This window comes from Microcoleus sp. Pol12B4 (genome assembly GCF_036701385.1).
Classification (GTDB): Bacteria; Cyanobacteriota; Cyanobacteriia; order Cyanobacteriales; family Microcoleaceae; genus Microcoleus.
In genome coordinates this window covers 16,744-40,981 of the sequence record NZ_JAUBQR010000031.1, presented here as the reverse complement: position 1 = coordinate 40,981, position 24,238 = coordinate 16,744, and the positions used below count along the sequence as shown (strand labels likewise).

Annotated in this window: 37 protein-coding genes; 3 read left to right on the top strand and 34 right to left on the bottom strand. The window is 47.9% G+C overall.

Features of this window, described 5'->3' with window-relative positions:
• Positions 1 to 55 precede the first annotated feature (55 nt).
• From prfA to rplC, 31 genes are all read right to left on the bottom strand, one after another.
• Entirely contained in the window at positions 56 to 1,150 is a 1,095-nt protein-coding gene (gene prfA / locus QUA38_RS06890) for a peptide chain release factor 1 (protein ID WP_333160335.1), read from the bottom strand.
• Between the two features lie 344 nt (positions 1,151 to 1,494).
• Positions 1,495 to 1,803, bottom strand: a complete 309-nt coding sequence (gene rpmE, locus QUA38_RS06885) for a 50S ribosomal protein L31 (protein WP_333160333.1) — start codon at positions 1,801 to 1,803, stop codon at positions 1,495 to 1,497.
• Positions 1,804 to 2,008: 205 nt separating this feature from the next.
• Positions 2,009 to 2,422: a 30S ribosomal protein S9 gene (gene rpsI, locus QUA38_RS06880; RefSeq protein WP_194067224.1), complete on the bottom strand. Its 414-nt coding sequence runs from the start codon at positions 2,420 to 2,422 to the stop codon at positions 2,009 to 2,011.
• The gene (gene rplM / locus QUA38_RS06875) at positions 2,422 to 2,877 is read right to left on the bottom strand and encodes a 50S ribosomal protein L13 (RefSeq protein WP_015178725.1); all 456 of its coding nucleotides are present in this window, start codon (positions 2,875 to 2,877) and stop codon (positions 2,422 to 2,424) included. Before rplM ends, rpsI begins: the two co-directional genes overlap by 1 nt.
• 139 nt (positions 2,878 to 3,016) lie before the next feature.
• Complete coding sequence (gene truA, locus QUA38_RS06870) at positions 3,017 to 3,859, bottom strand: tRNA pseudouridine(38-40) synthase TruA (RefSeq protein ID WP_333160331.1); 843 nt, start codon at positions 3,857 to 3,859, stop codon at positions 3,017 to 3,019.
• Positions 3,860 to 3,888: 29 nt separating this feature from the next.
• Entirely contained in the window at positions 3,889 to 4,239 is a 351-nt protein-coding gene (gene rplQ / locus QUA38_RS06865; protein WP_190657966.1) for a 50S ribosomal protein L17, read from the bottom strand.
• 125 nt (positions 4,240 to 4,364) lie between these two features.
• Positions 4,365 to 5,309, bottom strand: a complete 945-nt coding sequence (locus QUA38_RS06860) for a DNA-directed RNA polymerase subunit alpha (protein ID WP_202798589.1) — start codon at positions 5,307 to 5,309, stop codon at positions 4,365 to 4,367.
• Positions 5,310 to 5,483: 174 nt separating this feature from the next.
• The gene (gene rpsK / locus QUA38_RS06855; protein ID WP_006634980.1) at positions 5,484 to 5,882 is read right to left on the bottom strand and encodes a 30S ribosomal protein S11; all 399 of its coding nucleotides are present in this window, start codon (positions 5,880 to 5,882) and stop codon (positions 5,484 to 5,486) included.
• 84 nt (positions 5,883 to 5,966) lie between these two features.
• A complete protein-coding gene (gene rpsM, locus QUA38_RS06850) occupies positions 5,967 to 6,350 on the bottom strand; it encodes a 30S ribosomal protein S13 (RefSeq protein ID WP_006634981.1) in 384 nt (127 codons plus the stop codon).
• A gap of 83 nt (positions 6,351 to 6,433) precedes the next feature.
• Positions 6,434 to 6,547, bottom strand: a complete 114-nt coding sequence (rpmJ, locus tag QUA38_RS06845; RefSeq protein ID WP_015178722.1) for a 50S ribosomal protein L36 — start codon at positions 6,545 to 6,547, stop codon at positions 6,434 to 6,436.
• 368 nt (positions 6,548 to 6,915) lie between these two features.
• A complete protein-coding gene (gene infA / locus QUA38_RS06840; protein WP_006276978.1) occupies positions 6,916 to 7,140 on the bottom strand; it encodes a translation initiation factor IF-1 in 225 nt (74 codons plus the stop codon).
• 292 nt (positions 7,141 to 7,432) lie between these two features.
• The gene (locus QUA38_RS06835) at positions 7,433 to 8,008 is read right to left on the bottom strand and encodes an adenylate kinase (RefSeq protein WP_190745436.1); all 576 of its coding nucleotides are present in this window, start codon (positions 8,006 to 8,008) and stop codon (positions 7,433 to 7,435) included.
• 5 nt (positions 8,009 to 8,013) lie between these two features.
• The gene (gene secY / locus QUA38_RS06830) at positions 8,014 to 9,318 is read right to left on the bottom strand and encodes a preprotein translocase subunit SecY (RefSeq protein ID WP_333160328.1); all 1,305 of its coding nucleotides are present in this window, start codon (positions 9,316 to 9,318) and stop codon (positions 8,014 to 8,016) included.
• A 102-nt stretch (positions 9,319 to 9,420) separates the two neighbouring features.
• On the bottom strand, positions 9,421 to 9,867 hold the full coding sequence (gene rplO, locus QUA38_RS06825; protein ID WP_333070037.1) for a 50S ribosomal protein L15: 447 nt from the start codon (positions 9,865 to 9,867) through the stop codon (positions 9,421 to 9,423).
• 147 nt (positions 9,868 to 10,014) lie between these two features.
• Positions 10,015 to 10,560, bottom strand: coding sequence for a 30S ribosomal protein S5 (gene rpsE, locus QUA38_RS06820; RefSeq protein WP_242719711.1), 546 nt, complete (start codon positions 10,558 to 10,560; stop codon positions 10,015 to 10,017).
• Between the two features lie 162 nt (positions 10,561 to 10,722).
• The gene (gene rplR / locus QUA38_RS06815) at positions 10,723 to 11,085 is read right to left on the bottom strand and encodes a 50S ribosomal protein L18 (RefSeq protein WP_333039624.1); all 363 of its coding nucleotides are present in this window, start codon (positions 11,083 to 11,085) and stop codon (positions 10,723 to 10,725) included.
• Between the two features lie 2 nt (positions 11,086 to 11,087).
• Positions 11,088 to 11,636: a 50S ribosomal protein L6 gene (gene rplF, locus QUA38_RS06810; protein ID WP_190737229.1), complete on the bottom strand. Its 549-nt coding sequence runs from the start codon at positions 11,634 to 11,636 to the stop codon at positions 11,088 to 11,090.
• A gap of 122 nt (positions 11,637 to 11,758) precedes the next feature.
• A complete protein-coding gene (gene rpsH, locus QUA38_RS06805; protein ID WP_190737227.1) occupies positions 11,759 to 12,160 on the bottom strand; it encodes a 30S ribosomal protein S8 in 402 nt (133 codons plus the stop codon).
• 22 nt (positions 12,161 to 12,182) lie between these two features.
• Positions 12,183 to 12,728: a 50S ribosomal protein L5 gene (rplE, locus tag QUA38_RS06800; RefSeq protein WP_006634989.1), complete on the bottom strand. Its 546-nt coding sequence runs from the start codon at positions 12,726 to 12,728 to the stop codon at positions 12,183 to 12,185.
• A 99-nt stretch (positions 12,729 to 12,827) separates the two neighbouring features.
• The gene (rplX, locus tag QUA38_RS06795) at positions 12,828 to 13,190 is read right to left on the bottom strand and encodes a 50S ribosomal protein L24 (RefSeq protein ID WP_333045759.1); all 363 of its coding nucleotides are present in this window, start codon (positions 13,188 to 13,190) and stop codon (positions 12,828 to 12,830) included.
• A 1-nt stretch (position 13,191) separates the two neighbouring features.
• Positions 13,192 to 13,560: a 50S ribosomal protein L14 gene (rplN, locus tag QUA38_RS06790; protein ID WP_006634991.1), complete on the bottom strand. Its 369-nt coding sequence runs from the start codon at positions 13,558 to 13,560 to the stop codon at positions 13,192 to 13,194.
• Between the two features lie 108 nt (positions 13,561 to 13,668).
• Positions 13,669 to 13,917, bottom strand: coding sequence for a 30S ribosomal protein S17 (gene rpsQ, locus QUA38_RS06785; RefSeq protein ID WP_006634992.1), 249 nt, complete (start codon positions 13,915 to 13,917; stop codon positions 13,669 to 13,671).
• A gap of 38 nt (positions 13,918 to 13,955) precedes the next feature.
• Positions 13,956 to 14,249, bottom strand: a complete 294-nt coding sequence (gene rpmC / locus QUA38_RS06780; protein ID WP_333160325.1) for a 50S ribosomal protein L29 — start codon at positions 14,247 to 14,249, stop codon at positions 13,956 to 13,958.
• A gap of 159 nt (positions 14,250 to 14,408) precedes the next feature.
• Complete coding sequence (gene rplP / locus QUA38_RS06775) at positions 14,409 to 14,828, bottom strand: 50S ribosomal protein L16 (RefSeq protein WP_333160323.1); 420 nt, start codon at positions 14,826 to 14,828, stop codon at positions 14,409 to 14,411.
• 115 nt (positions 14,829 to 14,943) lie between these two features.
• Positions 14,944 to 15,672: a 30S ribosomal protein S3 gene (gene rpsC / locus QUA38_RS06770; protein ID WP_006634995.1), complete on the bottom strand. Its 729-nt coding sequence runs from the start codon at positions 15,670 to 15,672 to the stop codon at positions 14,944 to 14,946.
• 107 nt (positions 15,673 to 15,779) lie between these two features.
• Entirely contained in the window at positions 15,780 to 16,139 is a 360-nt protein-coding gene (rplV, locus tag QUA38_RS06765) for a 50S ribosomal protein L22 (RefSeq protein WP_333160321.1), read from the bottom strand.
• A 97-nt stretch (positions 16,140 to 16,236) separates the two neighbouring features.
• A complete protein-coding gene (gene rpsS, locus QUA38_RS06760) occupies positions 16,237 to 16,518 on the bottom strand; it encodes a 30S ribosomal protein S19 (protein ID WP_242719699.1) in 282 nt (93 codons plus the stop codon).
• Positions 16,519 to 16,631: 113 nt separating this feature from the next.
• Complete coding sequence (gene rplB / locus QUA38_RS06755) at positions 16,632 to 17,495, bottom strand: 50S ribosomal protein L2 (protein ID WP_333039612.1); 864 nt, start codon at positions 17,493 to 17,495, stop codon at positions 16,632 to 16,634.
• A 158-nt stretch (positions 17,496 to 17,653) separates the two neighbouring features.
• Positions 17,654 to 17,962 carry a 50S ribosomal protein L23 gene (locus QUA38_RS06750; RefSeq protein WP_006634999.1) on the bottom strand — a complete coding sequence of 103 codons (309 nt, stop codon included), beginning with the start codon at positions 17,960 to 17,962 and terminating at the stop codon, positions 17,654 to 17,656.
• Complete coding sequence (gene rplD / locus QUA38_RS06745; protein ID WP_190657994.1) at positions 17,955 to 18,587, bottom strand: 50S ribosomal protein L4; 633 nt, start codon at positions 18,585 to 18,587, stop codon at positions 17,955 to 17,957. The genes QUA38_RS06750 and rplD overlap by 8 nt, the downstream gene beginning before the upstream one ends.
• A gap of 190 nt (positions 18,588 to 18,777) precedes the next feature.
• Positions 18,778 to 19,413 (bottom strand): 50S ribosomal protein L3, encoded by a 636-nt coding sequence (gene rplC / locus QUA38_RS06740; protein WP_190657996.1) that lies wholly within the window; start codon positions 19,411 to 19,413, stop codon positions 18,778 to 18,780.
• Positions 19,414 to 19,844: 431 nt separating this feature from the next.
• Between rplC and QUA38_RS06735 the strand changes: the two genes are divergently transcribed.
• The 3 genes from QUA38_RS06735 (at position 19,845) to QUA38_RS06725 (ending at position 21,633) form a co-directional block, all read left to right on the top strand.
• Positions 19,845 to 20,321, top strand: coding sequence for an NAD(P)H-quinone oxidoreductase subunit N (locus QUA38_RS06735; RefSeq protein WP_333160319.1), 477 nt, complete (start codon positions 19,845 to 19,847; stop codon positions 20,319 to 20,321).
• A 118-nt stretch (positions 20,322 to 20,439) separates the two neighbouring features.
• Complete coding sequence (locus QUA38_RS06730) at positions 20,440 to 21,045, top strand: VWA domain-containing protein (protein WP_333160317.1); 606 nt, start codon at positions 20,440 to 20,442, stop codon at positions 21,043 to 21,045.
• A 78-nt stretch (positions 21,046 to 21,123) separates the two neighbouring features.
• Positions 21,124 to 21,633, top strand: a complete 510-nt coding sequence (locus QUA38_RS06725; RefSeq protein WP_333160315.1) for a salt stress protein, Slr1339 family — start codon at positions 21,124 to 21,126, stop codon at positions 21,631 to 21,633.
• 241 nt (positions 21,634 to 21,874) lie between these two features.
• Here QUA38_RS06725 and QUA38_RS06720 read toward each other — a convergent pair whose 3' ends face one another.
• The 3 genes from QUA38_RS06720 to QUA38_RS06710 all read right to left on the bottom strand — a co-directional run.
• Positions 21,875 to 22,414: a dCMP deaminase family protein gene (locus QUA38_RS06720; RefSeq protein WP_333160313.1), complete on the bottom strand. Its 540-nt coding sequence runs from the start codon at positions 22,412 to 22,414 to the stop codon at positions 21,875 to 21,877.
• Positions 22,411 to 23,940: a thymidylate synthase gene (locus tag QUA38_RS06715; RefSeq protein ID WP_333160311.1), complete on the bottom strand. Its 1,530-nt coding sequence runs from the start codon at positions 23,938 to 23,940 to the stop codon at positions 22,411 to 22,413. The genes QUA38_RS06720 and QUA38_RS06715 overlap by 4 nt, the downstream gene beginning before the upstream one ends.
• A gap of 98 nt (positions 23,941 to 24,038) precedes the next feature.
• Positions 24,039 to 24,238, bottom strand: a 200-nt coding sequence (locus QUA38_RS06710) for an ATP-binding protein (RefSeq protein ID WP_333160309.1), incomplete at its 5' end; no start/stop codon positions are given.

Below are 24,238 nucleotides of genomic sequence, written 5' to 3'. Positions count from 1 at the left end.
CGTAACAAGGGAACTGAGGCTGAGCAAACAATGCGCCTAGTCCCCCATCACTCCATCAATTAGTAGAAGCAGCCAACTCAGCCAAACGTTCCTGCTGATCCTGAGAAATGCAAGTTTGAATAATCCCCTCAATATCCCCTTCCAAAACACTATTGAGCGAGAAATTCTCCCCCAAACGGTGGTCAGTAGCCCGATTGTCCTTATAGTTGTAAGTGCGAATCTTCTCCGATCGCGAACCAGTACCAACCTGAGCCAAACGCCGCGACTTCACCTCATCCTGCTGCTCCCGCAACTTCATCTCATAGAGCTTAGCCCGCAAAATCTGCATCGCCCGCTCCTTATTCTGCAACTGACTGCGCTCCTCAGTACAGAAAATCCGAATTCCCGTCGGCTTGTGAAACAAATCCGCAGCAGTTTCCACCTTGTTCACGTTTTGGCCACCAGCGCCGCCCGATCGAGCCGTGCTCATCTCAATATCCTTCGGATCGATGTGAATCTCCACATCATCAACCTCCGGCATCACAGCCACCGTCGCCGTCGAAGTATGCACCCGGCCGCCAGCCTCAGTCACCGGCACCCGCTGCACCCGGTGTACCCCAGCCTCAAACTTCAGCTTGCTGTAAACGCTATCGCCTGTAATTTCCAGAATTACTTCTTTAAAGCCGCCCATTTCCGCCAGCGACTCGCTCACCAACTTCACCTGCCAGCCTTGAGTTTGAGCGTAACGCGAATACAGCCGCAGCAAATCTCCCGCCCAAATACTAGCCTCATCTCCGCCAGTACCCGCCCGAATTTCCAGCATAATATTCTTGTCATCATTCGGGTCGCGCGGCAGCAGCAAAACCTTCAAACGACTTTCCAAACTCTCCAGTTTCGACTCAAGTTCCTCAACTTCCAGCGCAGCCATTTGCTGCATTTCTCGATCGCCCGCTGCTTCCTTGAGAACCTGTCGCGTGTCCACCAAATCTTCCTGAGTGGTTTTCCACAGAGCAAAAGTATCGACCACTTCCTCCAAGGACGATCGAGCTTTCGCTACCCGTTGAAACTCTTGATTGTCCCTAGCGACATCCGGGTCAGCCATACGGCGAGTCAACTCATTAAAAGTTTGCTCTACCGACTTCAATTTATCCAGCAAATAAGATTCAGCCATTGTCAGTTGTCCTTTGTCAATCGATTTTAGATTTTAGATTTTAGATTTTAGATTTTAGATTTTAGATTTGAAGAACAGTTGGGATAGAATCTCGATCAAACTCAACTGCCTGCATAGCAAGCCTTCAATCTAAACTCTCCCATCCGAGGGCGGATCGATTTTAGATTTTAGATTTTAGATTTTAGAACTCAAGAGCAGTTAGGATAGAATGTCGATCGAACTCTACTCGATCGAACTAAACTGCCTGCATAGCAAGTCTTCAATCTAAAATCTAAAATCCAAGGGCGGTAAGTTGCCAGTAGAAAGAACTACTCTCAACAAACTGCGGACAAATGACAATCCGGCTACTTCTTCTTTTTGCCTTTACCAGCAGCCTTAGCAGCATCTCCTTTCGGGTCTTCCATTTTCAGCGGTCCAGAGGAAGCATCTGCCTTCGGCATTTCTACCTCGGTCATGCCATATTTCCGCATAAAGCGCTCCACACGACCTTCAGTATCAATAATCTTCTGAGTGCCAGTATAAAAAGGATGATTTCCCGACCAGACATCAACTTGAAGCTTTGGTCTAGTTGAACCCACAGTCATCACAAGTTCCCCGTTGCAATAAACCTGAGATTCGGGATACCACTCAGGGTGAATGCCATCTTTTGCCATTGTTTTTTACTCTCTAATTTTTGACTTTACAACCATTTTAGCTGCCGCAGGACTTGTACACCAACAACAGCAGGAATTTTGCCTTATATCTGTTGGAACCAGGAATCGGGAATCGGAAATAAACTTCAAAAAAAGGCAGATAAAATCTGGATAGATAATTTTTGCCTTTTCCTGGTTCCTTCTTCCTTCTTCCTTCTTCCCTCGATTACCGCTTCGAGTATTGAGGAGCTTTGCGAGCTTTCCGCAGACCGTACTTTTTCCGTTCTTTGGCGCGCGGGTCGCGAGTCAAATAGCCCTCAGTCTTCAAAGGCTTGCGGTTGTCCGGGTCTAATTGACAAAGTGCTCTAGCGACACCAAGGCGAATCGAGTCAGCCTGACCTGTCAAGCCACCGCCTTCGACTTTTACCAAAATGTCGTACTCATTTTCCAGACCCAAAGTTTCCAGAGGGGCCTTAGCGAGAGCCAAATAAGTAGGATTGAATTGCAGGTACAAATCCCCTTCTTTACCATTGACAGTCAGTATGCCAGTGCCGGGAACCAAGCGCACCCGCGCTACGGAACACTTGCGGCGGCCGGTACCCCAGTACACAGCGCGACCCGATGTATCTGTTGCTTGCATTACTCATTTCCTCCCGGAATCGTGTGAACAATTAATTCTTCTGGTTTTTGAGCTTGGTGCGGGTGGTTGGGGCCAGCGTACACCTTCAGTTTAGTAAACAGTTGTCTGCCCAGAGATGTGTGAGGCAGCATTCCCCGTATAGCTTCTTCGACAATTCTTTCGGGCAAACGTGCTTGCAATTTGGCAAAAGTTTCTGTTTTCATGCCACCCGGTCTTCCAGAATGGCGGCGGTAGATTTTCTGGGTGCGTTTTTTGCCAGTAACAGCGATTTTGTCAGCATTGATGACAATTACGAAGTCGCCGGTATCCATAGAAGGAGTGTAAGTCGGTTTGTGTTTCCCCCGGAGGTACATGGCAACTTCAGTTGCCAGACGGCCCAGCCGCTGGTCGGCGGCATCGACCACGTACCACTTGTGCTCTAGGGAGTCTTGAGTAGGGACGTAAGTTTTGTTCATTGTTTGTTGTTAGTTGTCTATTAACTGTTAACTGTTGTTAGTTGTCAGTTGTCAGTTGTCAGTTGTCAGTTTTTAATTGTTAGTTGTCCTTAGTTTTTTATTAGTAGTTACCTAATGACTAATGACTAATGACTAATGACTAATGACTAATGACTAATTTTGGCTGAGTGTCGTACCAGACATCTGGGGGAAAGGGAAATTCTGAATAGCCAACCCGCAGCAGGCACAAACCTTGAGCGGGAGCGGCATATTTTACCATTTCTCGGCGTTCGTTGACCCAGATATCGGTGAAATTGTCGATCGGCCTTTCCCCGCGACCCACCTGCACCAGCAACCCCACCAGCAGCCGCATCATCCCGTACAGAAACCCGCTCGCCTGAACCTCAATATAGATAAGAGGCCCAGAACGCTGACACTCGGCCGCTTGCACATCCACCCAGGAATGGGGGCGGGCTGAACCCGCGCGGTGGAAAGCAGCCAGGTGATGCCGCCCGATTAGCGGTGTCAAAGCTGTCTGAATCAAAGATTCATCCACAGGGGCGTGATAGCAGTGCCAAGCAAAAGGACGCACAAACAAATTAGGGGTCGGGTCTGTATAAAGGGTGTAGCGATAGCGCCGCCAACTGGCTGAGAACCGAGCGTGCCAGGTAGGTTCCACCTTTGCCGAAGCTCGAATTAAAATATCTTTTGCCAGTCGAGAGTTGAGAACGCTTGCCCAGCGGTGAGCCGGAATTGGGCCCGGGGCGTCAAAATGGGCTACTTGAGCAGCGGCGTGAACTCCCGCGTCAGTTCTCCCGGCAGCGTGCAGCGTTACCGGGCGTTCCAGAACAGTCGATATTGCTGTTTCAATTTCTTCTTGTACTGTACGCTGGTTCGGCTGTCGCTGCCAACCGTGAAAGTTAGTGCCGAGGTATTGGATCACCAGAGCAACGCGCTGTATCGATTGGGGATTGTCGGTTGGGGATTTTGGATTGTCAGTCATAAATCACAAATCTCCAACCCAAAATTGAATTAAACCAGTTCAACGATCGCCATTTCGGAATTGTCTCCTTGGCGGGGGACAGTTCGTACTACGCGGGTGTAGCCCCCGTTGCGCGAGCCGTACCGTTCTTGGGCTGCTTCAAACAAGGCGTGTACTAACTGTTTGTCGTAAATAAAGCCCATAGCTTGCCGGCGAGCGGCCAATGAGCCATCTTTTGCCAGGGTAATCATTCTGTCAGCCTCTGGGCGCAGCGCTTTGGCGCGGGCGAGAGTGGTAGTAATTTTACCGTGGCGGATTAATTCGGTAGTCAGCGAGCGCAGCAGGGCACGGCGCTGGTCAGCCGGTTTGTTGAGTTGGGGAACGCGACAGCGGTGACGCATGGCAGTTGGTAATTGGTAATTGGTAATTGGGCGCCGGGATAGTCCGAAAGTTTTGAGCGGTGAATTCTTTAACTTAAAAACTCACCTACTTAAAATTCAGAACTTTTTTACCCGTTACCCGTTGATTAACTTTTAGCTGATTTTTCCTGTGGCAAGGTAATGCCCAAGCGTTTTTGTAAAGCTTCAATCACTTCTTCGGCAGACTTCTGCCCGAAGTTCTTGATCTCGAGCAAGTCTTCTTGGGTATAATCCAATAAGTCTGCGACTGAGTTGATCTGAGCCCGCTTGAGACAGTTGTAAGCCCGGACGGACAACTGCAATTCTTCGATCGGAATTTGGCTGGTAGGATCGGCTTCACCTGGATACTCTGGTTTTAGAGAATCTTGGGTGATGTCTTTGAGAGGTGCAAATAAATCTACCAGGATGTTGGCAGATTGACTCAAAGCTTCTTGAGGAGTCACGCTGCCATCAGTCCAGATTTCCATAATCAGCCGGTCTTTCTCGACCGTGCCGCCTACCCTAGCATCTTCAACGCTGTAGTTGACTCTGCGAATCGGCATAAAGATGGCGTCTATTTGGAGGAAATCCAAAGCCGACCCATCATCGCGACTGCGGTCTACTGCTCGGTATCCGATGCCTTTTTCAATTCTGAATTCCATTTCCAGAACTGAGCCGGGCGAGAGAGTTGCAATGTACTGGGAGCGATCGATCAATTCCACCTCTGAGGGCAAATCGAATCTATCGGCAGTAACGGTGACAGGCCCCTCAATCCGCAACCTGCCGATTTGTGGCTGCTGAGAATGAGTTTTGAGGACGACCTCTTTCATGTTCAGGAGAATTTCTAGAACATCCTCACGTACCCCTTCGATCGTGGCAAACTCGTGATTGACACCCGCTATGCGGACTGAAGTTACTGCCGTCCCTTCCAAGTTTGACAGCAGAACTCGCCTCAGCGCATTCCCAACAGTTGTTCCCTGACCGCGATCGAGCGGTTCCAGGACAAATTTTCCGTACTGACTGCGGTCTTTGTCAGTGTTAGACTCTATACATTCAATTTGAAACTGCGCCACGGAGTGACCTCCCTTTTCCACTTTGGATTTTTGATTTTGGATTTTAGATTGCAGAGCATACCCCTGAACGGATTTCGGATTTTGGATGGACGGGGCAACAGTTAGAACCATTAGTTTTTGACTTTAAGCAGTTAGCCATTATCCAAAATCTAAAATCTAAAATCTCAAATCGTTTTAGACTCTACGCCGCTTGGGAGGGCGACAGCCGTTGTGAGGAATTGGGGTAACATCTCTAATCAGGGTGATTTCCAGTCCCGCCCCTTGCAGCGCCCGGATTGCAGTTTCTCTACCTGCTCCAGGCCCGCTCACCATTACTTCTATTTGACGCATTCCTTGGTCGTTGGCTCTGCGGGCAGCACTTTCTGCTGCTGTTTGAGCTGCAAAGGGAGTTCCCTTTTTAGCTCCTTTAAAACCGCTGGAACCTGCCGAGGCCCAGGATATCACTTCGCCGTTGAGGTCGGTAATAGTTACAATCGTGTTGTTAAAGGTAGACTGGATGTAGCCTACCCCATTGGGTACATTTCGTTTCTGCTTTTTTGCACCAGATTTCTTGCCTGTTTGTTGTCGCGCCATATTAGTCTCTTTAACGTTTCTCTCAACTAATGTCCCGAAGCGCTAGGAGCCAGCAGCCCCCAGCGTATTTTTACCAAAAAGATGTTACTTCTTGGAAGGTGCCTTTTTCTTGCCCGCAACTGTTCGGCGGACGCCACGACGGGTTCTGGCGTTGGTACGGGTTCGTTGTCCCCGCACCGGCAGACCCAAACGGTGACGCCGACCGCGATAAGTTCCGATGTCCATCAGGCGCTTGATGTTCATTGACTCCCAGCGCCGGAGGTCTCCTTCGATTTGGTATGTGGTTTCTACATGAGCCCGCAGAGCTGTCACGTCGGCCTCTGTTAAATCCTTGACGCGAGTGTCAGGATTTACGCCTGTTGCAGCGATAATTTTTTGGGCCCGCGACAAGCCTATTCCGTAAATGTATGTCAGACCTATTTCGACGCGCTTATCGCGTGGAAGGTCTACCCCGGCAATCCGTGCCACACTTTTTGTCTCCCTAGTTTTCCTGTTTGGCTACAATGTTCAATTAGGATGCACCTGCGTGCAGTACCCAATCTTCGTTTTTTCTAACCTTGGCGCTGTTTGTGTTTCGGGTTAGTGCATATCACCATCACTCGACCGCGACGGCGGATGACGCGACATTTTTCACAAATTTTTTTGACAGATGCTCGAACTTTCATCTTTCTTCCTGCCTGGAGAACCCCGCTCTAGCGGAGAACAGGCACGCTGGGACTGCCCGTAGAGCGGTGGGAGGAGAGGCTGGGCAAGGTGTAGGCCTCTCCTCGATTAAATTGTATAAAGTGCGGGTTGTTTCATGAAGGAGCCCGCTTGCACCCACTCCCATTGCTGGGTAAAGTTCGCCTGCGCCAGAGTGTTGGCGAGCGATACTTTTACGGTGTAACAATGACTTAACCCGGTACACCGGTGGGTTGTTGACGCCCTTCTCGGCAACACTACAAACGTAGCATTATAGCATAAATTTGAAGCTTTTTACCAAATTCTCTCTAAATTAAACTTAGAATTAGTTTTTAGAAAGTTTTATCTAAGCCTATTTTTTCCGAAGGCGATAAGTAATCCTGCCTTTGGTCAAGTCGTAGGGAGTCAATTCGACTTTGACGCGATCGCCAGGCAGAATTTTGATGTAGTTGCGGCGGATCTTGCCGGAAATGTGAGCTAGCACGTTAAACCCATTATCTAGGTCAACGCGAAACATCGCATTAGGCAGGGATTCCGTCACGGTCCCTTCCATTTCAATTAAATCTTGCTTAGACAATTTGGTATTTACCTCAACTCTACATTTGATTAACTAGGAGTGTCCCGCTGTTTACCTCAACACCTATTTACTGGTAGGAGTGAAACGGGAAGCGGGGCCAGAATTCGGGCGACTCGATCGACTTCTTGACTCAACTAACCGCTTGCTTTAGCTTTACTTGAGTAAAGTTGTGGCAATTAGTATCGAGTTCAATCCGGTCTCTAGCAACCCTCACAAAACCTGATAGCACAAAAAGCTCCTAGTTAACATATCTTAGCAAAAGCTTGCGAGTAACAAGCTGTATTGCGAGGGTTCAAGAGTCGCCTGAGAGAACTTGTTGCAGTTCTGCTGTCACTAATTCCATCGCTCGATCGCCATCAACCGCAACTAACTGTTGGCGGCCGCTGTAAAAATCAATCAAAGGCTCAGTTTGCTCGCGATAAACTTGCAATCGGCGGCGGATTGTCTCCTCATTATCATCCTGACGCCCCCGCGACAACAGGCGAGCCACCAAAACATTGTCAGGAACGTCCAAATTGACAGCTCTGAGAGCGCAGTCCTTTCCCGACGTACTTCCTTCAACATCGCAGAGCAGTTTGTCAAAAAAAGCTGCCTGCGCGACTGTGCGGGGAAAGCCGTCGAGAATCCAGCCAGCACGAGCATCTGGCTGATTCATACGTTCTTGCACGATATCCATCAATAACTCGTCAGGAACCAACTCTCCCCGATCCATGTAGGATTGTGCCTTTTGACCCAAGTCAGTTTTGGCAACTACGCAGGCGCGTAGGATGTCACCTGTAGAAATGTGGGGTATTTTCCAGAGAGCTGCTAAGAGCTGAGCCTGAGTTCCCTTTCCTGCCCCTGGAGGCCCCATAAAAATCAATTGCATTGCGATTACTTCACCATTCCTTCATATCGCTGGGAGATGACGTAAGTTTGAATTTGCTTAGCAGTTTCGATCGCGACACCTACTAAAATCAGTAGGGAAGTTGCGCCAAAACCTCTAAAAGTTTGCACTCCGATCGCGCTTTCTACAGCAGTTGGTACAATGGCCACCAGACCGAGAAATATCGCTCCCAAGAAAGTCAAACGGTTCAAAACCTTCTCCACATAATCGCTGGTTTTCTGACCCGGACGAATTCCAGGAATGCTGGCGCCCATTTTCTTCAAGTTCTGAGACATATCTACGGGGTTGACAATCAACGAAGCGTAGAAATAGCTGAAGAACAGAATCAAAGTCAGATAAAACAGCGCGTAAGCCCAAGGCGCCGGCCCGTTCGGACTCAAAACATTAGCAACTTGAACCAAAAACTGGTTATTGAGAGACTGAGCGAGGAAAGAAGGCACAATCAAAACCGAAGATGCAAAAATAATCGGCATCACTCCGCCTTGATTCAAGCGCAGGGGCAGATAGCTCCGGCTCTCCCGATAAACTTTGCGGCCGACTTGGCGGCGGGCCGAAATAATCGGAATGCGGCGAGTACCTTCCTGAACAAAAACAATCCCCACAATCGTCACCAAAAAGACCAGCAGCAGAACTACTACACGGCCGACAACTTGCGTGTCCCCACTTTGAGCCAATTCAAAAGTTTGTCCCAAAGAGCGCGGCAATACCGACACAATATTGATAAAAATCAGTAGCGACGCTCCGTTCCCGATACCTCGTTCCGTCACCACTTCCGATATCCACATTACAAACATTGACCCTGCCGTCAAAGCCAAAGCAGTTTGTGCTATGAATAAAGGCGATGGAGATTGAGCAAAAGGGCTGACCCAAATCGCAATGCCAATACTTTGAAGAATTGCCCAGCCCAAAGAAACGTAGCGAGTAATTTGAGAAATCTTGCGCCGCCCTGCTTCTCCTTCATTTTTCTGCAAGTCTTCTAAGCTTGGCAGAGCCGCAGTTAGAAGTTGCACAATAATTGAAGCATTAATGTAGGGCAAAATCCCCAACGCGAAAATCCCCAAAGCTGACAAGCCGCCTCCTGAAAACAAATCCAGAAAGCCAATTAAAGGGCTATTTTGGACGTTTTGGGCAAAGGCGACTCGATCGATGCCGGGGACTGGCAAGTGGACACCCAGGCGTACTAAAATCAGTAAGCCAAGGGTTACGAGGATGCGGCCTCGTAAACCAGCAGCTTGAGCCATCTGCATGAACGTCTCTTGTGCAGTTGGCGCTTTTTCTCTACTAACGTCCATAGTTACGATTTTGGATTTTAGATTTGGGATTTTCGACTAAATCATTTTCTGATAGCAAGCTTGAGGATTTGAGATTTGGACAAACTCTCAAACCCCAAATCTTCACGCAACTAATTCGCAACTTCCGCCTGCAGCTTCAATTTTGGTGCGAGCACCTGCGGTAAAAGCCGAGGCGCGCACTTGCAAAGGTACATTCAGTTCGCCATCTCCTAAGATTTTCAGCGGCCCGTTGTCAGTATTGACAATTTTCGCTTGCATCAAAGAGGTAAGAGTAACTTCTGTGTTTGCTGGCAGCGATGCTAATTTACTTACATTAATGGTAGTGTACTCTTTCCGGTTCACTAGAGGGAAGCTTTTCAACTTGGGGAGACGGCGGTAGAGAGGATTTTGACCTCCTTCAAAACCGGGTCTAGTGCCGCTACCTGCTCTAGATTTTTGACCGCGCATCCCTTTGCCGGAGCTAGCGCCTTGACCGGCAGAAATACCTCTGCCCAAGCGTCGGGGGCGCTTTTGGGAGCCTGCTTTGGGTCGGGCGTCTTGCAATCTCATAGTTTTAGTAATTGGTAATTGGTAATTGGTATTTAGAGAGGGGGTACGCAGTAGTTTTGAGTGCGTGAGTTTTAAGTTGCGGATTTTTTTTATTTTCACCGCAAGCACTTAACACTCAAAACTTACAGTTTCCCATTCTCGCGTGCCCTAACCGTAGAGATTTTCTACTGGAATTCCGCGCTCTTGAGCAACTTCGGACAAGGTGCGGAGGGTGGAGAGGGCATTGACTGCGGCTCGGGCGTTGTTTAAGGGATTTCCGGAACCTAGCTGTTTGGCTAAGATATTGCGGACTCCTGCTAGTTCGAGAACAGTTCGCACTGCTCCCCCTGCAATTACCCCTGTTCCCGGAGCGGCGGGCCGCATCATGACTTTAGCTCCGCCACCGTCACCGTTGATGGGGTGAGGGATGGAGTTAGATTTGGTGAGGGGAACTTCAATTAGGTGCTTTTTGCCGTCAGCGACGCCTTTTTTTACTGCACCAATTACGTCGCTAGCTTTGCCGACTCCTACTCCAACTTGACCGCGTTCGTTGCCGATAATGACTATGGCGCGGAAGCTAAGTTTTTTACCACCTTTGACTACTTTAGTAACGCGCCGGATCTGAACGACCCGTTCTTGCCATTCGGATTCTTTTTCGCGTGTTTTGTTACTGCTGCTTTTTTTCTTGTTGCGCTGTTCTTTTTGTTCTGCCATAGTTTTGTCCTGTGGGAATTAGTAATTGGTGAAAGGCGATCGGCAAGTGGTAATTGTTTGAGTAAAAAGTAAAAATAGAAGAAATCTGGATTTTGCCTTTTAACTTTCAACTTTTGACTTTTTACTTTTTAATTACTCATTACCCGCTACCCATTACCCCCTCTAGAAGTCTAACCCCGCTTCGCGAGCTGCTTCTGCGAGGGCTTTGACACGACCGTGATAGAGGTTGCCTCCCCGATCGAATACGACTTTGACTATGCCAGCGCTGGAACAGCGTTTGGCAATCAACTGACCGACTTGCACGCTCGCGGAGCAGTTGCCGCCAGAACTGAGAGTTGACTTCAATTCGGGATCGAGGGTTGACGCAGCGGCCAAAGTGTGCTGGGCTGTATCGTCGATTACTTGAGCGTAGATGTGCTGCTCTGAGCGAAATACCGCTAGTCTGGGACGTTCGGCGGTGCCGAACACCTTGCGCCGAACGCGGCGGTGTCTGCGCTGGACTGATTCTTTGCGAGTAAGCTTCATTGTTACTTCTTACCTGTTTTGCCTGTTTTACCAGCTTTGCGCCGGACGACTTCGCCGCTGTAGCGAATGCCTTTGCCCTTATAGACTTCGGGCGGACGCACCGCGCGGATGCGGGCTGCTGTATTGCCTACGAGTTCTTTGTCAATGCCGGAGACAATGACGTTGGTGTTGCCTTCAACTGCCATTGTGATGCCTTCTGGAGGGGGCATCTCAACGGGTTTGCTGTAACCGACGTTCAAAATCAGGTTCCGTCCTTGAACCTGTGCCCGATAACCTGTGCCGATAATTTCGAGACGCCGCTGAAAACCTTGGGATACACCTTCGACCATGTTGGCGACTAGGGTGCGGCACAAGCCGTGCAGTTGTCTGGCGACGCGAGATTCGTCTCGGCGGGTAACGAGTAAAGTTTCGCCTTCAATTCCCATGAGGATTTCGGCTGGGATTACTCGAGAAAGTTCACCTTTAGGGCCTTTGACGGCTACTTTTTGACCGTCTAGGGTGATGGTGACTTTATTGGGAATGCTAATCGGACGCTTGCCAATTCGCGACATAGTTTTTTGTCCTTTGTTTTTAGTTATTAGTCCTTGATTATTAGTGCTTAGTTATTAGTCCTTAGTGATTGATTTTTGAGTCTGTTGCCAACGACCAGTGACTAATGACTAATGACTAATGACTACCAAACATAACAAAGCACTTCACCGCCCAAACCTTGGCGTCGAGCTTCTCTATCCGTCATAATGCCGCTGGAGGTAGAAATAATGGCTATGCCAATTCCGCCTAATACTCTGGGCAATTCTTTACGGTTCGAGTAAACGCGCAGTCCTGGTTTGCTGACGCGCTTGAGTGCCGTGATAATGGGCTTGCGAGTTTTACCTTTGTACTTTAGAGAAAGCACTAAATGTCGCTTGACCCCTTCTTCTGCTTCTTCAAATTCGCCGATGAAGCCTTCACTTTTGAGGACTTGGGCGATGCTGCGGGTCATTTTTGTAGCTGGAATTTGCGTTGTTTGGTGGCGCGCCATGCAAGAATTGCGAATGCGCGTCAACATATCTGCTATGGTATCGTTAGCTGCCATCTTTTGCTTCTTACTCTAGTGCTTAGTTGTCCCGGAACGGCATTCCCATTTCTTTAAGCAAGGCGCGTCCTTCTTCGTCGGTGTTTGCTGTGGTGATAATTGAAATGTCCATGCCTCGAATTTGATCGATGCGGTCATATTCTATTTCTGGAAAAATTAGCTGTTCTCTCAGACCCAAGCTGTAGTTGCCGCGACCGTCGAAGCTTTTGGGGCTGATGCCGCGGAAGTCGCGGATTCGGGGGAGTGCTAGGTTGATCAGCCGATCGAGAAAATCGTACATCCGATCGCCGCGCAGCGTCACCATAACGCCTACGGGTACTCCTTTGCGGATTTTGAAGCCTGCGATCGCTTTTTTCGCCCGCGTCACCACTGGTTTTTGCCCGGTAATGATGCCAATTTCGTTGATCGACGAATCCAGCGCCTTAGCGTTTTGAGATGCTTCTCCCAAACCGCGGTTCACTGTGACTTTGACGAGTTTGGGAACCTGATGGATATTAGTATATTTAAACTGATCCATCAGTGTGGGAACGATTTTTCCTTGATAAAGAACCTTGAGTTTGTCCGGCATAGTTTTTGTGTTTCGTTAACTGTCCCTGGGCTTGGTCAGGGAATTGTTCTTTGTCAGTTGATAGTTGTCCGTTGTCTGTTAATGACTAATGACTAATGACTAATTATCGAGGATTTCTCCAGTTTTTTTGAGCTGTCGCAGTTTCCGGCCATCTTCGCTAAATGTATAGCAAACGCGGCTAGCTATTTTTTCTTTTTCGGAATAGTGCATGACATTTGAGCTGTGAATGGGAGCCTCAAACGTGAGTATTTTCCCTGACTCTCCCTCTTGCTGGGGCTTGACGTGCTTGGTTCTGATGTTTACACCTTTAACAACTACTTTGCTGACTTTAGGATATGTCTTTAAGATTTCTCCGACTTTTCCTTTCTCTTTGCCAGTAATTATTTGCACGGTGTCGCCTGCTTTGACGTGCATTCTGTAGCGCTGCGGTTCGCTAGTTGGTTTACCCTTTTTTCCGTACATTTTAAAGTACCTCCGGGGCTAAGGAAACGATTTTAGTAAAGTTTTTGTCGCGCAATTCGCGGGCGACGGGACCGAAGACGCGAGTGCCTTTGGGGTTGCCGTCTACGTTGATAATAACGGCGGCGTTATCGTCAAAACGAATGCTCATGCCACTGTCGCGGCGCAGACCTTTTCTAGTTCTGACAATGACTGCCCGAACGACATCTGATTTTTTGACTGCCATATTGGGGATGGCATCTTTGACGACGGCAATGATGACATCGCCGACTCCGCCGTAGCGACGGTTGCCGCCTCCCAATACGCGGATGCACATCAGTTTGCGGGCTCCGCTATTGTCGGCGACATTGAGGTATGTCTGGGGTTGAATCATGGTGATTGTTGAGTGTTAACTATTGAGTGTTAACTGTTGACTGTTGACTTTTGACTGCTAGTTGATTGTTAATTTTCGATCGGGAGATCGCGATGTGGCAATTAACTGTTAGCCGTTTTTTGTCCCAAAAATCTCAGCAACCGTCCAGCGTTTGGTTTTGCTCAGGGGGCGAGTTTCAGTGATGCGGACACGATCGCCCGATTTGCACTGATTTTCTTCGTCATGAGCTTTGTAGCGCTTTGTGCGGACTACGATTTTGCCGTATTTGGTGTGGGAGGAGCGGTTTTCGATTGCTACCACGACGGTTTTATCCATCTTGTCGCTGACTACTACGCCAACTCGTTCTTTAATTGCCATAGCTACCTATTCTTGTTGTGCAATTGACTTTTTTTTAGCTACTGTGCGATGGTCGGCTCGGCTGCTGCGGTGGGAGCAGGCTGTGCTACCTGTTTAGATGCAGCTAATTTTGCTGCCGCAGCTTCTTTCTCAGCAATGATTTGGCGCTCGCGTTCAACTGTCATCAATTGAGCTAGCCGATGTTTGGCGTGCTTGAACAGGTGAGGCTTTTCCATGCGGCCGGTAGCTTGCTGGAGCCGCAATTCCATTAGTTGGCGTTTGACGGCTAAAATTTGCTCTGCTACAGCAGCATCGCTTAATTCTCTAGCTTCTTTAATCTTGGTCAAAGACATAATTGTGTGCTTTCTCGTTAGCGAGCGGTATGACAGAAGACAGAAGTGTCTCTTAGGCTGAAGGTCGAAGGAAAGAAAAGTTATGAAAGCCAGATTTTAAATTGCTGTAGCCGTTTAAAATGCTGATTAATGCAGACCTAATTCTACCTTCGCTCTTCGCTATGACTGGTCTTCTTCGCGAGTGATGAACTTGGTTTTAATTGGTAATTTGAAAGATGCCAAACGCATTGCTTCGCGGGCAATTTCTTCACTTACGCCGCCAATTTCAAACATTACCCGGCCCGGTTTGACCACGGCCACCCAAAACTCTGGTGCGCCTTTACCAGAACCCATCCGGGTTTCGGCTGCGCGCTGGGTGACTGGTTTGTCGGGAAAAATGCGAATCCAGATTTTGCCGCCCCGGCGGATATAACGGGTCATGGCGCGGCGTCCGGCTTCTATTTGGCGGGAAGTAATCCAGGCGGGTTCGACGGCTTGGAGCGCGAAGTCGCCAAAGCTAACTGTATTGCCGCGGGTGGCAATACCGCTCATTCGCCCGCGCTGTTGTTTGCGGAATTTAGTTCTTTTAGGGCTTAACATGGCGAAAGGGAGTTGGGTAATTGGTAATTGGTAATTGGTAATTGGTGATTGCTAATTGCTAATTGGTTTGGAACAACTCACACTTAACAAATGACAACTAACAGTTAACAATTAGCTAGCCTTCGTTCGATCGATCTTCAAAATTCTGGCGGCGGCGCTTTTGTTTGGTGCGGGGTACTGCAGCATTTGGTGCAGCCTCCTGTTCCTGTCCGGGAATAATTTCGCCTTTGAAAACCCAAACTTTAATGCCGAGAATACCGTAGATGGTTTGAGCAGTGCAGTAGGAGTAGTCGATGTCTGCCCGCAGTGTGTGCAACGGAACTCTTCCTTCCCGCGTCCATTCGGTACGAGCGATTTCTGCGCCGTTGAGGCGTCCGCTGACTTGAATTTTGATGCCTTGGATGCCGACTTTTTGGGCGCGGGTGATTGCTTGGCGGACTACTCGGCGGAAGGATACACGCCGTTCTAGTTGCTGAGCGATGTATTCCGCGATCAGTGTGGCATCGGCGTCTACTCGCTGGACTTCGACGACGTTGATGCGGATTTGGCGGTTGCTACCGAGTTGCTGCTGCAAACCGACGCGCAAGGTTTCGATGCCTGCTCCGCCGCGGCCTACGACAACACCTGGTCTGGCGGTGAACACTTCTAGGTCGATTTGATCGGCTTTCCGCTCAATTTTGACCGAAGAAATGCCAGCATTGCTGAGCGTTTTACGAACGTACTTGCGAATTTTATAGTCTTCTTGCAAGAGTTCTGGATAGTTTTTGGGATCAGCAAACCAGCGAGAGCGGTGCTCTTGGGTAATGCCGAGGCGAAAACCAATTGGATGTATTTTTTGGCCCATAATAGTTGATGAGTTAATTGGTATTTGGTAATTGGTAATTGGTAATTGGTGATTACCCATTTTTTTCAACTTTAAGCTGTTTATTACCTATTACGTTTTTCCCTGGTTTAGTTTTCTAGGATCGGAGCTACTACTACGGTAATGTGACAGGTTGGCTTGCGGATTTGGTAGGCACGACCTTGAGCGCGGGGTCTAAAGCGTTTGAGGACTGGGCCTTGGTCTGCGTAAGCTTGAGACACTACTAGCTTGGATTTATCCAATCCTGCGTTGTGCTCGGCGTTGGCTACTGCCGATCGCAAAACCTTGACGATTGGTTCGCAGGCGCGGTAGGGCATGAATTCGAGTAAAATCAGCGCTTCTTGGTAGCTTTTGCCACGAATTTGGTCGAGGACTCGGCGCACTTTGAAGGGGGATGTCCGGATGTAACGGGCGATCGCCTTAATTTCGGATGTGGTATCTATAACCATTTCGATTTGGGTAATTGGTAATTGGTAATTGGGAAAGAGGTAATTGGTAATTGGGAAAAAGTTGATCCGACTACCTATTACCTATCACCTAATTCGGCTATCTTTTTGCCTTTTTATCACCACTTTTCGCGTGACCTCTAAAGGTGCGAGTGGGGGAAAATTCTCCGAGTTTGTGGCCTACCATTTGGTCTGTGAGGTAGACGGGTACGTGCTGTCTACCGTTGTGAACGGCGATCGTGTGGCCTACCATTTGGGGCAGGATTGTAGAAGATCGCGACCAAGTTTTAATTACTTGTTTTTGGCCGGCGGCGTTGAGTTTTTCGATTTTTGTCATCAGATTATCTGCGACAAAAGGGCCTTTTTTTAGAGATCGAGACATGATTTTTTTAGTTATTCAGGAGTCATTAGGCATGATTCAGCAGTCATTGGTCATCAGTCCTCAGTCAGTAGTTAGCAGTTAACAACAGCCGACTGAAGATTCCTGACTGATGACTAACTTTGTCTGCCACCCTTGCCGCGCTTGGAAGATTTGCGGCGGCGCCGGACGATTAAAGCGTCGCTGCGCTTGTTTTTGCGTCGAGTTTTTGCACCCAATGCTGGTTTACCCCAAGGAGTGACAGGCCCCGGACGTCCAATAGGAGCTCTGCCTTCGCCGCCGCCGTGCGGGTGGTCTACCGGGTTCATGACGCTACCGCGAACGGTGGGTCTGCGACCTTTCCAACGGGTGCGACCTGCTTTGCCGAGGCTGATGTTTCTGGCGTCTGTGTTGCCGACTTGACCGATAGTGGCATAGCAGTCGGCGCGGACTTTGCGCTGTTCGCCGGATGGCAGTTTGAGGGTGACGTAGCTACCTTCTTTTGCCATTAGCTGAGCGCTCGATCCGGCTGAGCGAACGATTTGTCCGCCTTTTCCAGGTACTAGCTCGACGTTGTGGATGCTGGTACCGAGGGGAATGTTCTTCAGGGGGAGGGCGTTACCGATCTCGATCGGCGCGTCTGGACCTGAGACAATTACTGTACCGACGTTTAAGTTGAGCGGGTGCAGGATATACCGTTTTTCGCCGTCTTTGTAGAACAGGAGGGCGATGCGGGCGTTGCGATTGGGGTCATATTCGATCGCCTTGACGGTAGCGGGAATGCTGTGTTTGTCGCGGCGGAAGTCGATGTCTCTATACAACCGTTTGTGACCGCCTCCCCGGTGGCGACAGGTGATGACGCCTCGGTTGTTGCGGCCTTGTTTGGTGTGCTTATTGCTGGTTAGAGACTTTTCTGGTTCTGATTTGGTAATTTCAGCAAAATCCGATACGGTTTGTTCTCGGGTGCTGGAGGTATAAGGTCGGTAAGAACGGATGCCCATAATCGATTTTAGATTTTAGATTTTAGATTTGGGATGCAAGGACTTGACGGTTTTGGATTTTAGATTTGGGATTATCAGTTAACTTGGTAACTTTCTGGGTTTGGTATTTGCACCAGTTAACCGCAATCTAAAATCTAAAATCTAAAATCCAAAATTGGCTAAACTTCTGGGAATAGGAGTTTGCGGATCGAGTCTCCGTCGGTCAGAGTTACGGTTGCTCGCTTGTAACAAGGTTTAAAGCCGACGAATTTGCCAACTCTACGCTTTTTACGCGGCGGGTTTTGGGTGTTGACGCCGATGACTTTGACCTTAAATAGTTCTTCGATTGCAGCTTTGATTTGAGGCTTTGTCGCTTTGGGGGCTACATCGAATGTGAATTGATTTAATTCCATCATTCGGGTAGCTTTCTCGGTGAGAATCGGACGCTGGATCAAATCTGCGTAGTCGCGGGGGTCGATTTTACTCACCGTAAATCTCCTGAATTTTAGCTATGGCTGTAGATGTGACGATAATTTTGTCAGCCGCGAGAACGTCGTAAACATTCAGGGAAGTTGCCAAGATGACGTTTACTAATTCGATGTTGCGTCCTGATAAGTAGACGTTTGGTTGCGGTTCTGGCAAGATTAACAGAACTTTTGTATCGGGCTCGATGCCCCAGCGGGCGATCGCACTCAGCAATTCTTTGCTTTTCGGTCTCGGAAATTGCTCTGCAAATTCTTCAACCACAATGATGTCTTCGGTGCGACTTTGGAATGCTGTCCGCAAAGCGAGACGGCGTTCCTTTTTGTTCATTTTGACTTCAAAGTCTCTCGGTTTTGGGCCGAAGATGACGCCGCCGCCCCGCCACAGCGGAGAACGGATAGAACCTGCTCTGGCTCGGCCGGTGCCTTTTTGACGCCAGGGTTTGCGGCCACCGCCTCTGACTTCCGATCGAGTTTTGGTGCAAGCATTTCCTTGACGAGCGTTATTCAGTTGCCGCGTCAATGCTCTGTGAACAATGTGAGACGCATTTTCTTCTTTGGCTACGCGCAGTTCTAAAGTTGTTTCTCCAACTTCTTCGCCTTGCCAATTTCGGACTACACAATTAACCATATCTTTTGTCCTTTGTCTGTTGTTAGTTGTCTGTTGTTAGTTGTCTGCTGTCTTTCGTCTGTCGTCTGTTGTCTGTTCTCAGGTCTTAGTTTTCAGGTCTTAGTTTTCAGCTTTTAGTTCTTAGTTATTGCTTGCTACTAATGGCCAACCACTATCTACTGACTGCTGACTACTGACTAATGACTACTGACTAACGTCCTACTTTTTTCTCAGGCACAACATTGACTAAGGCGCCAGCTTTGCCGGGAACTGCTCCCTTAATTAGCAGCAAATTCTGCTCTGTATCTACCCGGACAATTGTTAGTTTGCGGACGGTGACTTGAACGTTGCCCATACGTCCTGCCATTCTTTTCCCAGGATAAACGCGACCGGGAGTAGTTCCAGGTCCGATCGATCCAGGTTCGCGGTGGTTCTTGGAACCGTGAGACATCGGGCCTCGTTTAAAGTTGTGGCGCTTTTGAAAACCTGCAAAACCTTTACCGATGCTTGTACCGATGACATCTACTATTTGTCCCGGTGTAAAGGTATCTGCTTTTAGTTGTTGACCTAATTCAAATGAACTGGTGTCTTCCAATCGGTATTCCTGCAAGTGGCGCAGTGGATTCGCCCCCGACTTGGCAAGGTGTCCTAGTTCTGGCTTGTTGAGAGCCTTTGGTTTGACTTCGTTGTATCCAACTTGAACGGCACCGTAGCCGTCAGTTTGTTTTGTTTTGATTTGAGTTACTGTACAAGGCCCTGCTTGTATGACGGTGACAGGGATTGCTCTCCCTTGGTCGTCAAACACTTGAGTCATGCCTAGTTTAGTGCCAAGAATGCCTACAGACACGGATTTTTTTCCTTTTATTTACGCAAGAGGTTTCGGATTGCGAAAGTTACGTCAATCCGCTTGCTCTTGTGCAGAAACATTTATTTCAGTGTTCCTGCAATTAACTGTTATCAACCAACAGCCTTCCTCGGTGTTTAAAATTTGAGTTTTAAATTTGGGAGCGAGCTTGTGGAAGTCTTGCAAGGGTTGAGATTCGCGGCTTTTTACCGACTCTATCTCCGAGTTTTTTCTCGGTCTTGCTTGTTTGTGCCAGGACTTGAGCAGCAAACTACTCAGTATCCCTTACGGCGACAATTCACAATAGTACATGAAGTGTTTGCCGTTTGTCAAGGGCGCAATGAGAATTTTTCGCCTCAACTTTAGGATTTATAATATTTCCAGCTCGCAAGCAGCGATTGACCAAATTTTGATACAGCAGGAAACACAAATTTATGGGACTGATTACGACGGGATCTGATCTGATTCGGGATTTGGAAAAGTTGGGGTCGCTGGCCCTGTACGTTCCTTTAGAGGGAGGATTTGAGGGGCGATACCTCCGCAGGCTGAGGGCTGCGGGCTACGGTGGGTACACGATTTCGGCGCGGGGTTTGGGCGATTTGGCGATGTATTTAACGGGGGTTCATGGGGTACGACCGCCGCATTTGGGCAAGAAAACTACTGGCAATGAAGGGTCGGTTGGTTATACGTACTACGTGCCGCCGATGTTGAAAACTCAATTAGACAATTTGCCGCCGAAAGCAAAAGGACTGGTGCTGTGGATTATTGAAGGGCAGATTTTGTCGAGTCAAGAGATTGAGTATTTGACTGTTTTGCCGACGTTAGAACCGCGAGTTAAAATAGCAGTTGAGATGGGGGGCGATCGAGCTTTTAGCTGGAAGCCACTTAAAGATGCTTTAGTTGCAGCTTAGATTCCGGTATTTGCGATCGCAAATCAACTAAAAAACGCAGCGAGCAACTAAAGCTCAACAGCTTCTGCTCGCTGGTTTTGATATTTTTGGGAAAAACTTAATTAACAGGAAAAATCTTATGCTTCAGAATCGCGATTATACGATAATCATTGACAAAAGCGGCAGTATGTACACAAAAGACCAGATGGGCGGCAAAAGTCGGTGGGCGCTCATGCAAGAATCGACAATCGCATTAGCTAATAAATGCGAAGAACTAGATCCTGATGGCATAACAGTTTATTTGTTTTCCGGTCGTTTCAAGCGCTATGACAACGTAACATCAGCTAAAGTAGTGCAAATTTTTCAAGAAAACGAACCTTCGGGAACTACGAATTTAGCTGCTGTTCTGCAAGACGCTCTGAACAGTTATTTTAATCGCAAAGCATCCGGTAATACCAAGCAAAATGGGGAAACAATATTAGTGGTGACGGACGGGGAACCGGACGATCGCAAAGAAGTGATGAAAACTATTATAGAGGCTTCTCGGAAGCTCGATCGAGATGAAGAGTTGGCGATTTCTTTCATTCAAGTAGGGAATGCGCCGGAAGCTACTAAGTTTCTCAAGATATTGGATGACGAACTGCAAAGCGCTGGGGCTAAATTCGATATCGTTGATACTGTCACGATGGATGATATTGAAGGAATGACCCTGACAGAGGTATTGCTGAATGCAATAACTGATTAAGGAGGCGAGGCGGGCGAAGTTTCCGTGATTATATTGGGGCCAGTTAGCCCAGCAGCATTTTTTAGGGGGTTTACAGTTATGGAATCGATCGAGCGTCTGTTAGGTGAACTTAAGGCAGAGTATCAAGCATCTCAAAAAAATGCTGAGTTGAAAAATCAGACACCGGTGCAAGCACAAGCGCCTGTGCCACAAGCAGCAGTACCGTCAAATCAAACATTTAAAACATCAGAGCTAAATTTGTATGCCGGTTCTTTGGATAAGGATTTAGCTCAAATTAAGGCTGAGTACAAAGCGCAAAATAAAGCTCAGGAAGTAGCAGCAGTGGAACCGCTTAAGGCTGAGCACGAAGCGCAAAATCAAGCTCAGGAAGTAGCTTCACTGGAACCGCTGCCAGCAGCAGAAAAAGTCGCGGGGCTGCAGTTGGACGTACAAACGCACAGACAGAAAGTTAGGCAAGCTCAGGTTTGGCTGAAAAAGTTGGATAAAAATTCCGATGAGGGATATTGGTTCGATCAGTTTGCTTTTAAGTATTCTTCGAGGATAGATGCGGCGATCGAGTATTTGCAAGTGGTGAATGAATTTGATTGATTGAACTACACGGTATTCACAATTTGTCAGGCCGCCTTTTGGTTAATTGCCATTTCTATTTGTTGTAAAGGCATGGCAGTGCTGTGTCTTTGCAAGACGTAAAATAAATATCCTTTGTATTACGCGGTATTTAGGATACGGCAGTGCCGTATCCTTACAAATTTCCAGCAAATAAATATCATTTATAGGAACATAGCACAGTTATTTCCTCTGGCTGCGACAACCACGTGGAGGATTGATCCTATACTAATTTTTTGGCCACAGATGTAGGATGCAATAAAAACAAAGCCGCCTTTTGTGCTGTATCTTCAGATAACTGAATTTGTTTTAACTCAACAATACCTTCACTGATAAAAGTATCTCTCAAAGCAGCTTTTTCTCCGCTGTTAAAAGTCGTTTCGTAAAACACTTCTCTAATTCCAGCCGCAATGACTAATTTCAAACAATAGATGCAGGGTTCTAAAGTGACGTAAATACTGGCGCCAGCAGTAGATATACCGTGTTTAGCAGCTTTGGCGATCGCATTTGCTTCCGCGTGAACCGCCCTTGAGGGCAAAGTTTTGCTGGCGTCGCAACTACTCAAACCCGGATAGCAGAAGCCTTGAGTAGTACAGTGTGCCGAGCCTGACGGCGAACCATTGTAACCCGTTGCTAAAACTTGCCTGTTTTTAGTTATCACCGCACCTACAGGAAAAGCCAGACAAGTCGATCGAGTAGCAGCCAATTTTGCCAACATTAAGAAATATTCGTCCCAACTCGGTCTGTCTTCTTCTAAATTCATCTTCGATCCTGAATGTATTGCTCGCTCGTTTTCAGACACTCGGCCGCCTTTTGCAATTCTATTCCCAAATAACCAATATGCTCGCCTTTGATGGCAGGGGAAGCCGCACAAATTTCTCGCACTAACTTGAGAGGGTTTTTTCCAGAATAACAGGTGACAACTTCGCCGCTGCCGGGGGTGGTTTGCGTGACCACTATTTGATTGTCGGCTACTTCAACTAAAAAATTGCCTGCTGCATCGAAAAAGTCTCGATCTTCGCAGATTTTAGCATATTGGGTTTGAATTAGTCGATCGGCATTTTCAAAGGTATCGTCATACAAGTGAGCCGATTGACTCAGCGTTACTAACGGGCCCATCGTCAAATTATAATCGGAACGCCTAGCAATTTCATCTCGAATGTGCTGCTGCAAAGCCCGCAAACCCATTGCATTGGCCGGCCACGCCGCAAACATATCGTTACTGCGGAGAGTTGCAGTTAGCGATATTTCCTCATCCACAACTCGGACCCAAATGTGATTCAAACAAGGGCTACCGCTGTGTTGGTGATCCGAGGAACCGTCAGGTCTTCTGTTGATATTTCCGCCGGCATCCCACAGACTAATTACAGCACTTGCCGCGTCAATTTCCTTAATTAGTTTAGCAATAACTTCTTCAATTTGATCGCATCCAAACCACGACCGCATCCGCTGTGCGTAGGTATATTTAATGCCTTCGTTATAGGGGGCATCTTCCAGCATTTGCGGCTTGTACTGTTCGAGGAAATCACGGTCTATTGGTAAGTAATTCGGTTCTGGAAAATAGAACTCCGCAGGTTCATCTGTAATCACTGCCATTAAGTCAATTAATTCTTGCCACTGTCCGTCGTAACCAGTGGGTCGTAGGGTTCCGGTGGTCTTAATTCGGTGGATAATTTTTACCCAAGTTTCGGCGATAGTTTTGCCTTCGATTCTGTGTCCGTATTTCTGGCCGGGGAGTACAGTCGGGACGATTTCGACTAATGGAAAAGTTACGGTTTCTCCCCAAGGTTCAACCACTGCTTTTTCGGAAAAAGACTTGACAATAGTCACTGTTTCTGCTATATCTATTGCTTCTTTCCATTCTATTGAATCACGCAATAGTTCTAAGGCTTCTGCTGCTATTTCAATATCAATGTAGCCAAATATTGAAGATTTAATTAACCAGCAATCTCTACCAGTATCGCTTTTGCCGGCTTCAAAGCCGTTGCGAAAAAAGTCAATCAAGCACGCTGCGGCACCGGAGTTGCGGTCTTCTTTGGTAGCGTTGAGAATTACTAAAAAGCGGACGTGGGGATTGCACAGCAAGTTTCTAATTAAGAAGTTGATGCCGCGAGTAGGAGAGTATAGTTGTCCGATGACAGCAAATTCATTGGGTTGTAATTTTTTGCCGATCGCACTTTTAACTGTCCAGCCACTGACAATGGCTGTTTGCCCCGTTCCGCAAATTAATTGATTTGGTTTGTATAGAGGTTTGTACTCAAATTTATTGACGAGATTTGTGGCTGTCATGGTTTATCGTTTTTTGCACCGCGTACTACTATATCAATAGTTTGGATGGTTTGAAGGGGCGCTATCAATCATCTTTATGCTGCCGCTGCAACGATTTGTTATGCTGCGTCAACGCAGATCCTTGCCTGAATGTCTTTTACAGCGCTCGCCTTCAGCGGAATTGAAATCACAAACTCTGTACCTTGACCTAAAGTTGAGGTGACTTCTAGAGTTCCAGAGTGTTTCTGGACTACGATTTGATGAGCGATCGCCAATCCTAGGCCTGTTCCTTGCCCCACGCCTTTGGTGGTAAACAGAT